This window comes from Micrococcus endophyticus (genome assembly GCF_014205115.1).
GTDB lineage: Bacteria > Actinomycetota > Actinomycetes > Actinomycetales > Micrococcaceae > Micrococcus > Micrococcus endophyticus.
Map to the genome: position 1 here is coordinate 128489 of NZ_JACHMW010000001.1, position 14133 is coordinate 142621.

Genomic DNA, 14133 nt, shown 5'->3' on the forward strand with positions numbered 1-14133 from the left:
GCCTTCAAGGGCACTTTCGTGCGGGAGACGGGAGCCTTCACGCTCGCTTTCGTGCGGGAAACGGGAGCCTTCGGGCGCGCCGGGGAACGCGAGACGGGAGGGACCGACCTCGGTCCCTCCCGTCTCCCGCACGAAGGCGCTGCGGTCAGAGGTTCCCGGTCGCGATCATCAGCATGCGACGCACGGGCTCCGCGGCGCCCCACAGGAGCTGGTCGCCCACGGTGAAGGCCGAGAGGTACTCGGGGCCCATGTTGAGCTTGCGCAGGCGCCCCACGGGGACCTGCAGGGTGCCGGTGGCCGCGATGGGCGTCAGCTCGGCGACCGAGGCCTCCTTCGTGTTCGCCACGAGGCGGACCCACTCGTTGTCCTCGGCGATGATCTGCTCGACCTCGTCCAGGGGCACGTCCCGGGTCAGCTTGAGCGTGAGGGCCTGCGAGTGGGAGCGCATGGCGCCGATGCGCACGCACAGCGAGTCGAAGGCGATCCGGTCCTCGCCGCGCAGGCCGAGCACCTTGTTGGTCTCGTCGAACGCCTTCTGCTCCTCGCGGGAGACGCCGTTGCCCAGGTCCGAGTCGATCCACGGGATGAGGGAGCCGCCGAGCGGGACGCCGAACTGGGTGGCGTCCAGGCCGCCGCGCTGCAGCTCGAGCACCTTGCGGTCGATCTCGAGGATCGCCGACGCCGGGTCGGCCAGCTCGTCGCGCACGACGCCGCCGAGGTCCGCGTACTGGGTGAGCAGCTCGCGCATGTGGCGCGCGCCGCCGCCGGAGGCCGCCTGGTACGTCATGGCGGTGCCCCACTCCACGAGGCCGGACTTGAACAGGCCGCCGAGGCCCATGAGCATGCAGGAGACGGTGCAGTTGCCGCCGATGAAATCCTTCACGCCGGAGGCCAGCGCCGCGTCGATCACGGAGCGGTTCACGGGGTCCAGCGCGATCACGGAGGTGTCCTCCATGCGCAGCGTGGAGGCGGCGTCGATCCAGATCCCGTCCCAGCCGGCGGCGCGCAGCCGCGGGTAGACGTCCTTCGTGTAGTCGCCGCCCTGCGCGGTGACGATCACGGGGAGCGAAGCGAGCACGTCCAGGTCGTACGCGTCCTGGAGCGGGCCGGCGTCGCCGGGCACGCCCTCGAACGTCGGGGCGGGGCCGCCGGCGTTGGACGTGGAGAAGAAGACGGGCCGGATGCGGGCGAAGTCGTCCTCCTCGGCCATGCGCTGCATGAGGACCGAGCCCACCATGCCGCGCCAGCCGATCAGGCCCACGGTGGGCACGGCGGCGGCGTCGGGGGCGGTGACGGGGGAGGGGGCGGCGGAGGTCATGCCCTCCAGGCTACCGGCCCTGCTGCGCCCGCTTCCGCTTGTTCCACGCGATGAGACCGCCCACCGCGAACACCTGCGTCAGCACGATCAGGAACACGAGCCCGGCGATCGTCTTGCCCTGCAGCACGAGGATCAGGCCCATCACCGCGCAGACGAACGCGAGCACGGGGCACGCGACGAGCGCGAGGAACGTCACCGCCTGCGGGGTGAAGAGGCGGTCCTGGGGGTCGGTCGGGGCCATGTCAGTCGCGTTCCCATCGTTCGAAGCGGTGGCGCGGGCCGGAGGCGGAGTCCAGCCACGCGTCGGGGGCGGGGTCGACGGCGGTGCGCCGCCAGCGGGGGTCCAGGACCGGGGCGTGCGTGTCGCCGTCGACGTCGGCGTCGATCACGGTCACCTCGGCCCGCGAGGCCACGTCGAGGGCCTGCTCGTAGAGGGTGGCCCCGCCGATCACCCACACGGTGTCGCAGCCGTCGGCCTCGGCGGCGGCGGCCAGGGCCGCCCCGAAGTCCGGGACGACGACGGCGCCCGCGGCCCGCAGCTCCGCGCCGGCCTCCTCGGTGGCGGTCAGGGTGCGGGAGACCACGATGTTGGTGCGCCCGGGCAGCGGGCGGAACCGGGCGGGGAAGGACTCCCAGGTGCGCCGTCCCATGATCACGGGGTGGCCGTGCGTGTGGGCCCGGAAGTGCGCGAGGTCCTCGGGGACGTGCCACGGCATGGTGCCGTCGAGGCCGATGACGCGCTCGGGGGTCTGGGCCCAGATCATGGCGATCACGGGCTCGGTGGGACGGGTGGCCCGGCTCATGGGGTCGCTGCGCATCCTCGGCTCAGACGGCGATCGGCGCCGTGATGGTGGGGTGGTGACGGTAGTCGAGGACCTCGAAGTCCTCGTAGTCGTAGTCGAAGATCGACGCGGGGGTGCGCCGCAGCCGCAGCCGCGGGTACGGGTAGGGCTCGCGGGAGAGCTGCTCGCGCACCTGGTCCTCGTGGTTGGCGTAGATGTGGCAGTCCCCGCCGGTCCACACGAACTCACCGGGGGTGAGGCCGGTCTGCTGGGCGACCATCACGGTGAGCAGCGCGTAGGAGGCGATGTTGAACGGGACGCCCAGGAACAGGTCCGCGGAGCGCTGGTAGAGCTGGCAGGAGAGCGTGCCGGGGGCGCCGTCGACGCCGGGGGTCACGTGGAACTGGAACAGCGCGTGGCACGGGGGCAGGGCCATCGCGTCCACCTCGGCGGGGTTCCAGGCGGTGACGAGGTGGCGGCGCGAGTCGGGGTTCGTGCGGATCGACTCCACGACCTTGGCGATCTGGTCGATCTGCCCGCCGTCCGGCGTGGGCCAGGAACGCCACTGGACGCCGTAGACGGGGCCGAGCTCGCCGTCCTCGTCCGCCCACTCGTCCCAGATGGTCACGCCGCGCTCCTGGAGCCAGCGCACGTTGGAGTCGCCGCGCAGGAACCAGAGCAGCTCGAGGGCCACGGACTTGAAGTGCACCCGCTTGGTGGTGATCAGCGGGAAGGAGCGGGACAGGTCGAAGCGCATCTGCCGGCCGAAGACGCTGCGGGTGCCGGTGCCGGTGCGGTCCGACTTCACGGCGCCGTTCGCCATCACGTCGGCGAGGAGGTCCTCATAGGGGGTGGGGATGCTCACCCGCTCCACTCTACCGAGCGCGGCGGACGTCGAGGACGTCGTCCACGGCGCCCCGCCGCCGTCGACCCGTCAGCCGTTGAACACCATGTCCTGGTACTCGGGGTAGCGGCGCAGGTAGTCCTCCACGTAGGAGCACTCGGGCACGATGGAGTCGCCCTCGGCACGCAGGCGGTCCAGCACCATGGTGACGAGCGCGCGCGCATAGCCCTTCCGGCCGTGGGCCTCGTCGATGATCGTGTGCTGCAGCCGCACGACCGTCCGGTCCTCGCCGTCCGGGCCGGGGACGGTCTCCTGGGCGTAGCCGAGGAAGCCGATGAACGTCCCGTCCTGGCGCAGCTCGAAGCGCTCGCGGTCCGGGTCGCGGGTCACCTTCAGGCGCTCGTGGACGATCTTCTCGGGCTGGCTCTTCGCGGCGGTGTTCTCCATGCACCGAGCCTAGGCCCGGAGGCGGACGGGCTCAATCGTCCCAGGGGTCGTACGCCTCCACGGCGACCACGTCGCCGTCGAGGGAGCGGTGCACCACGAGCACGGCGCCGGGGCGCAGCCACGGGTCCTCGCGCGGCAGCGCGCGCAGGACGCGCTCCTGGCGGCGCGCGGCGGCGTCCTCGACCACCTCGAACAGCACCGGCAGCACCGGCCGGTGGGTGCACACCACCTGGGCGCGCTGGCGGCCCAGCAGCTCGTGCATCGCCTTGCGCGTCTTCTTGGGATTCTCCTTGGCGGCGGTCTCCGTGAACGCGCCCTTGGTCTTCAGTGGCAGGCGGCTGGACTTCACGAGCGGGGCGAGGGTCTCCACGCAGCGCCGCCACGGGGAGGAGACGAGGCGGTCGGGCGCCCAGGCCGCCACGAGCCCCTCGACGGCGAGCGCCTGGCGCCGCCCGGTGGCCGCCAGCGGCCGCTCCTGCTCGGCACGGGACCAGGAGGAGCGGGGCTTCGCCTTGGCGTGGCGCAGCACGAGCAGCGGCAGGGTCCTCAGCCGGCCGCGGGAGTCGGCGCGCACGAGCAGCTCGAGGGGCTCGCGGTCCGTCTCGTTGGTCAGCAGGGCCTCGGCCTCCTCGGGGCGCACCCAGCGGACCTCGTCCACCTCGTCCCCGTCCGGCACGGCGCGCTGCGCGCCGGCGTCGGCCGCCCAGTACCAGACCTCCTTGGTGAGCCGGGCGCCGCGCTTGCCGTTGATCTCGTACTCGGTCACGCACAGCGGGATGCCAGGGCGCAGGGCGAGCCCGACCTCCTCGCGCAGCTCCCGGACGGCGCACTGGGGCAGGGTCTCACCGGGATCGAGCTTGCCCTTGGGCCAGGACCAGTCGTCGTACCGGGGGCGGTGGATCACCAGCACCTCGAGGCCGCCGCCGGAGGTGCGGCGCCAGGGCACCACGCCCGCGGCCAGCACCTCGGCGCGGGGGCCGTCCGCGGCCCGGTCCTCCGTGGACCAGCGGGCGACGCGCTCGGTGGGGGTCGAGGGCATGGGGCTCGTTCCTCTCGGGATGCGGCGGCTCCACGGCCGGAGCGGGGGCGCCGCGCGGACCGTGCCGGCCCGGCGCCGGCCCCACCAGGATACGAGCACCGCGGGGCGCGCCCGCCGCGGGGTCGGAGGCGCCGGTCAGGGGTCGGGGGCGGGCCGAGGCGGCGCGGTCAGGGGCGGCGGTGCTGGGCGTCGGCGGCGAACAGCCCGAAGCCCAGCGACTCGTACAGGCGCACCGCGGCGGCGTTGTCCGCGTCCACGTACAGGTCCACGACGTCGACGCCCTGCCCCGCCATCCGGTGCAGCCCCGCCAGGGTCAGGGCCCGGCCCAGGCCGAGGCCCTGGGCCGCCGGGGTGACGCCCACGGCGTAGACCTCCCCGACGCGCGGGCCCGGGCCCGCCTGCGGCTCCACCTTGGTCCAGTGGAAGCCGAGCAGGGCGTCGTCCTCCTCGCGTACGGCCAGCAGCAGGCCCTCGGCCTCGAACCAGTCTTCGGCCATGCGGTCCTCGAGGTCGGCGCGGGTCAGCCCGCCCTGCTCCGGGTGGTCGGCGAAGGCCGCGGCGTTCGCGTCGAGCCAGGCCTGCTCGTCCCGGCCGGGGACGAAGCCCCGCAGGGCCACGCCGTCGGCCAGCTGAGGCTGCGGCAGGTCCGCGAGGGCCTCGTGCGGCAGGCGCATGCGGCGCAGCTCGCGCACCGGCTCCAGCCCGTGCCGACGGGCCAGGGCGTCCGAGCCCGGCAGCATGCCGTGCGCCCACACGCTGGTGGTCGACTCCAGCCCGCGCTCGCGGACGGCGGCGGCGTCGGCCAGGGCGGCGCCGCGGCCCGCGCGCCGGGCCTCGGGGTCCACGACGAGCTCGAGCACGGAGCCGGAGTCCTCGCCGCCCTCGGGCGCCAGGACGGCCGCGCCGCTGACGCTCCCGTCCGCCTCCCGGACCACGCCCCACCACCGCTGGCGGCCCCGGGCGAGCACCACGCGCGTCTGGTCCGAGAGCGGGGGATGGCCGTCTGCGGCCTGCGCCCGGTCGGCCAGCGCGAGGACCGCGTCCACCTCGTCGGGTCGGGGCTCGGACACGCGCGGGGCGGCGGGATCGGTCGGGGTCGCGGGGACGGGGTTCTCGGCCATGCGCCTCACCCTACGAAAGGCCCGCGGCGGCCCGCGAGTCGCGCGCCGCCGGCGCCGGTCCGGGCCCCGCGCCGCCGCACCTGGCAGGATAGGCGGCGTGATGCGCTTGTCCATGGCCCTGAGTGCGGCCGTCGCCGCCCTGGTGCTCGGCGGCGCCACCCTCCTCGGCCCCGTCCCCGCCGCCGTGGCCGCCATGGCCGTGATCCTCGTGATCGCGTGGGGCTGGCCCCGGCAGATGGGCGCCCCCGCCCGCCTCTCGCTCAGCGTCACGCTGGCGGCGGTCGGCCTCGTGGCCGTCCTGCTCATGCTGCTGTGGCCCCCGATCGAGGACGGGCGCAGCGGCGCGTGGACGCTGTTCGAGCCCCTCGCCGTCGCCCTGGCCTGGAGCACCATGGCCTCGTTCGTGGTGCAGCTCGTGCGCGGCACCGGCCGCCCGCTGCGCCTGGAGTCCACCGTGGCCACCATGGGCGGCGGCCTCATCGCCGTCATGACGGCGTGCTGGGTGGCGGTCTCCCGCTGGACCGACGCGCCGGCCGTGGCGGGCCTCGTCCTGACCCTGGCGATCGCGGTCGCGGCGTTCTCCCTCATCGGCCTCATTCCGGGCGTGCAGGGCCGCCCCGGCGTGCTCGCCCTCGTAGTCGTCCCGCTCGGCGCGCTGCTCGCGTGGCCCGTCTCGGCGCTGCTGGGCGTCGGCCCGCAGGACCGCGCCGCCGTCGTGGCCGCGGTCGTGGCCGTCGCCACGCTGGTCTCGCTCACCGCGGCCACCGCCCCGTCCGCCCGGCCCCGGCCGGAGGACCGCCCGGTGGGCACCACCCTGCGCCCGCGGCGCGCCGGCTACGCCCTGGCGCTGGCCCCCGTGGGCGCGGCCGGCGTGGTGGCGCACGTCATGGTGGGCTTCCTGGCCTGACCTGGGCGCCCCACTCGGTAGGATGGCGCGCATGGATACCCTTCTTGCGCTCGAGATCTTCTTCCTGGCCCTCGTCGTGCTGGCCGGCCTCGGCATGGCCGCGGTGGCGGCCGTCGTCGTCGGCGGGCTGTTCAAGGGCCAGCGCTGACCACGCGCGGCCCGCACGCGGGCCGCGCCGTGATCCCTCATGGCGACTGAACTCCCGTACGACCTCACCCCGGAGCTCGCGCCCCTGTCCTGGCTCATCGGCAGCTGGGAGGGGCAGGGCCGTCTCGGCGACGGCTCCGACGGCACCGAGATCTTCTACCAGCGCGTGGACTTCACGGAGCACGGCCTGCCGTTCGTGGAGTACCGCGCGGAGTCGTGGCTCTGCGAGGCGGACGGCACACTGCTGCGCCCGCTGACGGTCGAGTCCGGCTTCTGGCAGGTGGACCGGGAGCGCCGCGACGGCGACGTCGGCCCCGGCATGCGCCCGGCGGACATCGTCCCCGCGTTCCGCTCCGCCGAGGACGTGGAGAGCCTGCGCGCGGGAGACGAGGGCTTCGGCATCACCGCCACCATCACGCACCCGGGCTCCCTGGCCGAGCTGTACTACGGCCGCATCAAGGGCCCGCAGCTGCAGCTGGTCACGGACGCGGTGCTGCGCGGCTCGGCCGCCGGCGACTACCACCGGGCCACCCGCATGGCCGGGCTCGTCAACGGCCAGCTCTTCTGGCGCTGGGACTCCTCCGGCTCCGAGGGCGCCGAGCTGGAAGCCCACGCCTCCGCCATCCTGGACCGCATGCCGAGCGAGTCCGAGGGCCGGCTTGCCCCGGGCGCTCCGCGGCCCCGCGGCGCCGGCGGGGCCGAGCCGGGGGAGCGTCCGTGACCGGCGCCGAGTCGGCCCCGCGCAGCCTCCTGCTGGACCTCGCGTCCGCCGAGCCCCACGGCCCGGCGGGCGGCGCCGTCGAGGGCGTCGGCCCGGACGCCGGCGTGGCCGCCCACTACGGCCGCCCGCTGCCGGAGCAACGCGCGCTGGCCCGCGGCCGGGCGCTCGTGGACCTCTCGCACCGCGCCGTGCTGTCCGTCTCCGGCCCGGACCGCCTGACCTGGCTGCACACCCTGGGCACCCAGCACGTGGCGGACCTGCCGGCGGGCACCAGCACGGAGATCCTCTTCCTCGACGCCCAGGGGCGCATCGAGCACGCCGCCCACCTGCTCGAGGACGGCGCCGCCGCCTGGCTCCTCACCGACCGCGAGGACGGCCCCGGCCTCGCCGCATGGCTCGCGTCCATGCGCTTCTCCCACCAGGTGACGCTGCGCGACCACACCGGCGCCGTCGCCGTCGTGGGCTCCACCGTCCCCGTGCCCGGCTGGGAGGACCGCACCGTCTGGGTCGACCCGTGGCCGCACGTGGGCGTCGGCGGCTGGGCCTACACCGCGGACCCGCGCCCCGAGGCCCACCCGGGCGCGGACTGGAGCTGGCGCGAGCACCTCGTCACCCGGGCCGATCTCGAGGCCACCGTCCGCACGCTCGGCACGGGCGCGCTGGAGGGCTGGTCCCTGGCCGGCACGACGGCGGCCGAGGCCCTGCGCATCGAGGCCGGCCGGCCCCGCATGGCCACGGACGTGGACGAGCGAGCCCTGCCGCACGAGCTGGACCTGCTGCGCACCGCCGTCCACCTGGAGAAGGGCTGCTACCGCGGCCAGGAGACCGTGGCGCGCGTGCACAACCTCGGCCGCCCGCCCCGCCGCCTCACCCGCCTGATGCTGGACGGCTCCGTGCACGCCCTGCCCCCGCACGGCGCCCCGGTGATCCTCCGCCCCGCCGAGGACACGCCGCAGGCCCGCGCGGCCGCGCGCCCCGTGGGCGCCGTGACCTCCTCGGCCCAGCACCACGAGGCCGGTGCCGTGGCCCTGGCCCTGCTCAAGCGCTCCGTCCCCCTGGACGCCGAGCTGCTCGTGTGCGAGGACCTGACCGGGGACGCCGAGGCCGGGGACGCGGCGGACGCCGCCGAGACCGGCTGGATCGCCGCCGCACAGGAGCCGCTGGTCTCCCCGGAGGCCGGCCAGGTCGTGGGGCGTCCCCGCGGCGTCGGCCGGCTGCGCTGAGCCGCGCCGTCGGCGCTGAGCCGGGCGGCCGCGCCGTCCGCGCCGGCTCAGCCGAGCGCGAGCACCGTCCGCGATCCCACCGGCTCCAGCCCCACCGCGATCGCCACGTGGTGCGCGGCCGGGTGGCCGGCGCGCAGGTGGGCCACGGGCAGCAGGCCCTCCAGGGCGGCGCGGTCCATCGCCACGGCCGCCGCGTAGCGGCCGAGCCCGTGGCCGCGCAGCCGGGGCACTGTGAGCACGCCCAGCTCGGCGAGGATGCCGCCCGAGACACGGTGGCCCGCCGCGGCGACCGGCGCCTCGAGGCCGTGTCCCGCGCCGTCGTCGGGGACGAGTGACGCGGAGGAGGTCCAGGCCTGGGCGGCCGCCTCGGCCAGGTCGTCCGCGGGCGCCTGCGCCGCGACGGCGAGCGCGTGGGCGGGGTCCTCGGAGACGGCCACGGACCGGGAGGGCTCCAGCACCGGGGGCTCCTCGGCGGCGTACAGGGTGAACTCGCCGCGGGAACGCACGGCCGCCCCGCCGCCGGACCCGGCGCCGGGTGCCGCGCCTGCGGCCGTGCGCAGCAGCGCGGACTCCACGCCGAGCACCTCGGCGGGCACGTCCCGGCAGGCGGCCGCGAACCAGGCGGGACCGGCCACCACGGTCGCCCAGGGCAGGGCGAGCACCTCCGCCTCGGCGGCGTCCTCGCGGACCGCCTCGAGGCGGCGCGGCTCGGCGGCGCCGTCGTCGTCGGGCAGCAGGGCGGTGTCGGGCAGGCCGAGCCGGCGCGCCAGCCCGAGGGCGAGCACGCCGGCGAAGGACGGGGCGCCGTTCACCGGCCGAAGAGGACCTTCGCCTCGTCGTAGCGCGCCACCGGGACCTCCTTGAGGCCCTTGAGCGCCGCGCTCATGGGGATCGAGATGATGTCCGTGCCGTTGGCCGCCACCATCTGCCCCCAGCGCTTCTGGGCGGCCAGGTCCACGGCGCCCATGCCGAACCGCGTGGAGAGCACGCGGTCCGTGGCGGTGGGCGCCCCGCCGCGCTGGATGTGGCCCAGCACGGTGTTGCGGGTCTCGACGCCGGTCATCGCCTCGATCTCCCGGGTCACCCACTCGCCGATGCCGCCGAGGCGGGGCCGGCCCGAGTTCTCGACGCCGGCCTCGGAGAGCGGGTCGTCGTGGCCCTCGGGGATGAACCCCTCGGCGACCACCACGAGGGGGGATCGGCCGCGGTCGTGCACCTGCTTGACCCACTCGGCCACCTGCTCCATGGGGGTGCGGACCTCGGGGATCAGGATGGCGTGGGCGCCGGCGGCCATGCCGGAGTGCAGGGCGATCCAGCCGACGTGGCGGCCCATGACCTCGGCGACCATGCAGCGGTGGTGGGACTCGCCGGTGGTGCGCAGGCGGTCCATGGCGTCGGTGGCGATCTGCACGGCCGTGTCAAAGCCGAACGTGTAGTCGGTGCCGCGCAGGTCGTTGTCGATGGTCTTGGGCACGCCCACGATCGGCAGGCCGTCCGCGGCGAGGCGGTTGGCGCCGGCGAGGGTGCCCTCGCCGCCGATGGCGATCACGGCGTCCAGGCCGAGCTCGCGCATGTTCCGGCGCATGTTCTCCGGGCCGCCGCCCTCGGTGTCGTAGGGGTGGGTGCGGGAGGTGCCCAGGATGGTGCCGCCGTTGCGGGCCAGGCCGCGCACTCGGGTGCGGGGCAGCTCCTCGACGTCCTTCTTGATCAGGCCGGACCATCCGTTGCGGATGCCCACCATCTCCATGTCGTACGTCTTGATGCCGTGCAGGACGGCGGAGCGGATGACGGCGTTGAGGCCGGGGCAGTCGCCCCCGGAGGTGAGCATTCCGACGCGCATGGGTGTCCTCTCGAACGGTCTTGACGGGGTTCGGCTCCAGCCTAGGCGCGGGCGGCGGGCCGCGTCAGGATACGGCGGACCGCACCCGCCGTGTCGCTGGATGCGATGCGGCGGGTGCGGTCCGGCGGCGGGCGGGCGGCGGCTGCGGGGTCAGCGTCCGCCGAGGGCGCGCTCGGCCGGGACGGTGCCGTCCTCCCACGGGGTCAGGGCCCAGACCGCCAGGTAGGCGCCCACGCCGAGCACCGGCAGCAGGCCGGCCAGCACGAGGGCGAGGCGGACGAGCCAGACGTTCACGCCGGTGCCGGAGGCGATCCCGGCGGCGACGCCGCCCACGAGGCGGGGCCGGGTGCGGCGGAAGCCGGTGGTGCGGACGGAGTCGAAGAACGGGGTGAGGGGGCCGCGTCGGGCGGTCATGGGGTGCCCTTTCGGTGGGGGTCGGATCTCGGCGGATCGGTGGCGGAGGGGGCGGGCCGGCTCAGAGGACGGCGACGGCGACGGCGACCTGGAGGGCCGCGGCGCCCACGAGGATGCCGCTGGCCGGGGCCAGGGAGCCGGGGCGCCGGCCGGTGAGGAGGGCCGCGAGCATCACGGGGGCGAGCACGGCCAGGGCGGCGACGATCGCCGGGACGGCCAGGAGGGTGAGGGAGCCCACGCCCAGGAGCAGCGAGGCGCCGACGGCGGCCGCGGCGGCGAGGGCGGCGACGGCGTACGTCACGGCCTGCACGGCGGGGGACAGGCGCCGCGGGGCGGCGACGACGGCGGATCCGCGGCCGGACGGGCCGGCCGCGGCGGCCTGCTCCTCCTCGGCCAGGCGGGCGGCGGCCCGGAGCTCACGGGAGTGCACGGGGGATCGCCAGGTGCCGGTCTCCGGGTCGAGCCAGTCCGCGCGGAAGCCGTGCGCGTCCTGCCTCGAGGCCGCGGCCCGTGCGTCGTCGCGGCGCAGGTACCAGGCCGGTCGGGCGGCGGCGCGCCCGGAGGCCTCCGGCTCGGACGCGGGCGCCGGGCCGACGCGGCTCTGCGTGCTGCCGTCCCAGCGGGTGACGAGCCACCAGACGAGGACGGCGACGGCGGCCAGGCCCAGCAGCGAGCCAGGGCCGCCCACCACGGGGGCCAGCAGGGTGAACCCCGCGCCGAGCACGACGTTGAGGACGCCGATCCCGCCGATCACCGCGATGGCCACGGTGGCGTCCTGCCACTCGCCCCGGCGCAGCCGGCCGTAGTGCACGGTGCCGTCGCCGTCCGGCAGCAGGGCCCACGCCACGGCGTAGGCGAGCAGGCCGAACCCGGCGGACACCACGCAGAGGGCCACGAACACGCCGCGGGCGAGCAGCGGGTCGACCCGATAGCGCTCGGCCACGCCCGCGAGGACACCGCCCACCCACGAGGAGTCCGAGCGGCGCACGCCCCAGGCCTGGACCGCGCGGCGCAGCCACGAGGGCAGGGCGTGCAACCCGTCGGGCCCGCCGGCCCCCGCGGTGGAGGAGCCGGCCAGGGGCGTGGCGGCGTCGGAGGGGCGGGGGACGGCGAGGGGGTCCGGATCGATGGGCATGCCCCCATCCTGCTCTCCGGCGGCGTCCGGCACATCCGGGATGTCCCGGAGCGCTCCCCGGATGTGCCCCGCGCCCGGACGCGGCAGGATGGGGGCATGCCCGCCTCCGCCGTGCCCCCGTCCGCGCCCTCCGGCCGCGCTGGGCCGCGCGCGGCCGCGGCCGACGACGCGCGCACGCGCCCGATCGGCGCCGGCCCCCGGACGTCCGAAGCCCGCGCGTCCGGAACCCGCGCCCCGCTGATGCGCCACCGTGCGGACCGGCCGGTCTCCGGCGTCGCCGCCGGCGTGGCTCGCCACCTGGGCCTGTCGCCGCGCACGGCGCGGGCCGGGTTCGCCGTGCTCGCGCTCGCGGGCGGCGCCGGGCTCGCCCTCTACGTCTGGCTGTGGCTGCTCATGCCCGAGGAGGGCGCGGACGGCGCGCCGACCGGCGAGGCGCCGAGCCTGCGCGGGCGCGCCCCCGAGGTGCTCGAGCGGGTGCGCGAGGGCGGCTGGCCGGTGCTGCTGGCGGCCGTGGTGCTCGGCGTCGGCGTGATCACGGTCGCGGACGGCCTGGGGCTCGCCGTGGACTGGGCCCTCGTGGGGCCGGTGGCGGTGCTCGTGATCGGGCTCGGGCTGGCCTGGATGCAGCTCGACCTGGCCGGGGGCCCGCCCGCCGGGCGCGTGGGCCGGGTCGTCCGCCTGGCGCTCGGCACCGCGCTCGTGCTGCTCGCCGTGCTCGCGATCGTCCTCGGCGGCGTGACCTCGGGGGACCTGTGGCTGGGGCTGCTGGTCGCCGTCGCCCTGATCGCCGGCGTCGCGATGGTGGCCATGCCCTACGCGCTGTCCTGGCTGCGCCGGCGCGACGCCGAGCGCACGGCGTTCGCGGTGCAGGCCCAGCGGGCCGAGATCGCGGCCCACCTGCACGACTCGGTGCTGCAGTCCCTGGCGCTGATCCAGCGTCGCGCGCACGACCCCGAGGCCGTCGCCCGGGCCGCCCGTGCACAGGAGCGCGAGCTGCGCCGGTTCCTCGCCCTGGACGACCGCGGCGGCCACGACTCGCTGGCCGCCACCCTGCGGGAGCACGCCGCCGCCGTCGAGGACGCCCACGGGCGCCGCGTCGAGGTGGTGGCCGTGGGCGAGGCCTCGGGGGCGTGGCTGGAGCCGCTGACCGCCGCGGCCCGGGAGGCGATGCTCAACGCGGCCCGGCACGCCGGCGACGCCCAGGTGTTCGCCGAGGTCGCCGAGGACGACGACGGCCGGACCGTGGCCGAGGTGTTCGTGCGGGACCGTGGTCCCGGCTTCGACCCGGGGGCCGTCCCGGCGGACCGCCTCGGCGTCCGCGAGTCCGTGGTCGGGCGCATGGAGCGCGCCGGCGGCGCCGCGCGGATCCGCTCCGGCCCCGGCGGCACCGAGGTGCACCTGACCCTGACCCGACCCGACCGCGTGCCCCCGCACGCCGCCCGGGAGCGTCCGTGAGCGTCCCCGCCCCCCGCACCGCCGTGATCGTCGACGACCACGCCATCTTCCGCTCCGGCCTCCGGGCGGACCTGGACCCCGCCCGCCTGGCGATCGTGGGCGAGGCCGGGGACGTGGACGAGGCCGTCCGCGCGGTCCTCGAGCTCGCCCCGGACGTCGTGCTCCTGGACGTGCACCTGCCCGGCGGCGCCGGCGGCGGGGGCGCCGAGGTGGCCGAGCGGGTGCTGGCCCGCCGGCCCGCGCAGCGGTTCCTGGCGCTGTCCGTCTCGGACGCCGCCGAGGACGTCGTCGCGGTGATCCGGGCGGGGGCGCGCGGCTACATCACCAAGACGGCGTCCGGGGCCGAGGTCGTGGACGCCGCGGTGCGCGTGGCCGGTGGCGACGCGGTGTTCTCGCCCCGGCTGGCCGGGTTCGTGCTGGACGCCTTCCGCGGCGCCGCGGCCCCGGAGGCAGCGCCCGCCGCGCCGGCCTCGCCCGCCGTCCCCGACGAGGACGTGGACCGGCTCTCCGCGCGCGAGCGCGAGGTGATGCGCCTGATCGCCCGCGGCTACACCTACCGCGAGGCCGGCGCCGAGCTGTTCATCTCGGACCGGACCGTGGAGACCCACGTCTCCTCCGTGCTGCGCAAGCTCCAGCTGTCCAACCGTCACGAGCTCACCCGCTGGGCCGCCCGCCGCGGCTACGCCTGAGCGGGTCTGTGCTCCGGACACCCCGCCCCGGACGTCACGTCCCCGGAGGTC

Annotated in this window: 16 protein-coding genes; 5 read left to right on the forward strand and 11 right to left on the reverse strand. The window is 76.5% G+C overall.

From position 1 onward, the window contains the following. Positions 1–145: 145 nt before the first annotated feature. The 7 genes from asd to mshD form a co-directional block, all read right to left on the reverse strand. On the reverse strand, positions 146–1318 hold the full coding sequence (gene asd / locus HDA33_RS00595) for an aspartate-semialdehyde dehydrogenase (RefSeq protein ID WP_184169805.1): 1173 nt from the start codon (positions 1316–1318) through the stop codon (positions 146–148). A gap of 10 nt (positions 1319–1328) precedes the next feature. Then, on the reverse strand, positions 1329–1559 hold the full coding sequence (locus HDA33_RS00600; RefSeq protein ID WP_017488959.1) for an NF038396 family protein: 231 nt from the start codon (positions 1557–1559) through the stop codon (positions 1329–1331). Position 1560: 1 nt separating this feature from the next. Further along, the gene (locus HDA33_RS00605) at positions 1561–2121 is read right to left on the reverse strand and encodes a dihydrofolate reductase (RefSeq protein WP_184169808.1); all 561 of its coding nucleotides are present in this window, start codon (positions 2119–2121) and stop codon (positions 1561–1563) included. 22 nt (positions 2122–2143) lie between these two features. Then, the gene (locus HDA33_RS00610; protein WP_184169811.1) at positions 2144–2974 is read right to left on the reverse strand and encodes a thymidylate synthase; all 831 of its coding nucleotides are present in this window, start codon (positions 2972–2974) and stop codon (positions 2144–2146) included. Between the two features lie 60 nt (positions 2975–3034). Continuing rightward, a complete protein-coding gene (locus HDA33_RS00615; protein WP_017489718.1) occupies positions 3035–3391 on the reverse strand; it encodes a GNAT family N-acetyltransferase in 357 nt (118 codons plus the stop codon). Positions 3392–3422: 31 nt separating this feature from the next. After that, complete coding sequence (locus tag HDA33_RS00620) at positions 3423–4430, reverse strand: NUDIX hydrolase (protein WP_184169814.1); 1008 nt, start codon at positions 4428–4430, stop codon at positions 3423–3425. A 167-nt stretch (positions 4431–4597) separates the two neighbouring features. Next, on the reverse strand, positions 4598–5551 hold the full coding sequence (gene mshD / locus HDA33_RS00625; RefSeq protein WP_184169817.1) for a mycothiol synthase: 954 nt from the start codon (positions 5549–5551) through the stop codon (positions 4598–4600). 100 nt (positions 5552–5651) lie between these two features. On the opposite strand from mshD, the gene HDA33_RS00630 reads away from it, so the two are divergent. The 3 genes from HDA33_RS00630 (at position 5652) to ygfZ (ending at position 8549) form a co-directional block, all read left to right on the forward strand. Next, positions 5652–6458 (forward strand): hypothetical protein, encoded by an 807-nt coding sequence (locus HDA33_RS00630; protein WP_221433025.1) that lies wholly within the window; start codon positions 5652–5654, stop codon positions 6456–6458. Positions 6459–6645: 187 nt separating this feature from the next. Continuing rightward, the gene (locus tag HDA33_RS00635; protein ID WP_158494216.1) at positions 6646–7326 is read left to right on the forward strand and encodes a nitrobindin family protein; all 681 of its coding nucleotides are present in this window, start codon (positions 6646–6648) and stop codon (positions 7324–7326) included. Further along, complete coding sequence (gene ygfZ / locus HDA33_RS00640; RefSeq protein WP_184169823.1) at positions 7323–8549, forward strand: CAF17-like 4Fe-4S cluster assembly/insertion protein YgfZ; 1227 nt, start codon at positions 7323–7325, stop codon at positions 8547–8549. The genes HDA33_RS00635 and ygfZ overlap by 4 nt, the downstream gene beginning before the upstream one ends. Positions 8550–8596: 47 nt before the next feature. Here the strand turns inward: ygfZ and HDA33_RS00645 are convergent, their stop codons facing one another. The 4 genes from HDA33_RS00645 to HDA33_RS00660 all read right to left on the reverse strand — a co-directional run bounded on the left by HDA33_RS00645 (position 8597) and on the right by HDA33_RS00660 (position 11938). Then, complete coding sequence (locus HDA33_RS00645) at positions 8597–9361, reverse strand: GNAT family N-acetyltransferase (protein ID WP_184169826.1); 765 nt, start codon at positions 9359–9361, stop codon at positions 8597–8599. Then, entirely contained in the window at positions 9358–10389 is a 1032-nt protein-coding gene (locus tag HDA33_RS00650; protein ID WP_184169830.1) for a 6-phosphofructokinase, read from the reverse strand. Before HDA33_RS00650 ends, HDA33_RS00645 begins: the two co-directional genes overlap by 4 nt. Before the next feature lie 150 nt (positions 10390–10539). After that, the gene (locus HDA33_RS00655) at positions 10540–10803 is read right to left on the reverse strand and encodes a PspC domain-containing protein (protein WP_158494220.1); all 264 of its coding nucleotides are present in this window, start codon (positions 10801–10803) and stop codon (positions 10540–10542) included. A 61-nt stretch (positions 10804–10864) separates the two neighbouring features. Then, positions 10865–11938, reverse strand: coding sequence for a PspC domain-containing protein (locus tag HDA33_RS00660; protein ID WP_184169833.1), 1074 nt, complete (start codon positions 11936–11938; stop codon positions 10865–10867). Between the two features lie 96 nt (positions 11939–12034). On the opposite strand from HDA33_RS00660, the gene HDA33_RS00665 reads away from it, so the two are divergent. Both HDA33_RS00665 and HDA33_RS00670 read left to right on the forward strand, forming a co-directional pair. Beyond that, on the forward strand, positions 12035–13393 hold the full coding sequence (locus tag HDA33_RS00665; protein ID WP_246416837.1) for an ATP-binding protein: 1359 nt from the start codon (positions 12035–12037) through the stop codon (positions 13391–13393). Further along, positions 13390–14082: a LuxR C-terminal-related transcriptional regulator gene (locus HDA33_RS00670; protein ID WP_184169836.1), complete on the forward strand. Its 693-nt coding sequence runs from the start codon at positions 13390–13392 to the stop codon at positions 14080–14082. Before HDA33_RS00665 ends, HDA33_RS00670 begins: the two co-directional genes overlap by 4 nt. Positions 14083–14133: the final 51 nt, after the last annotated feature.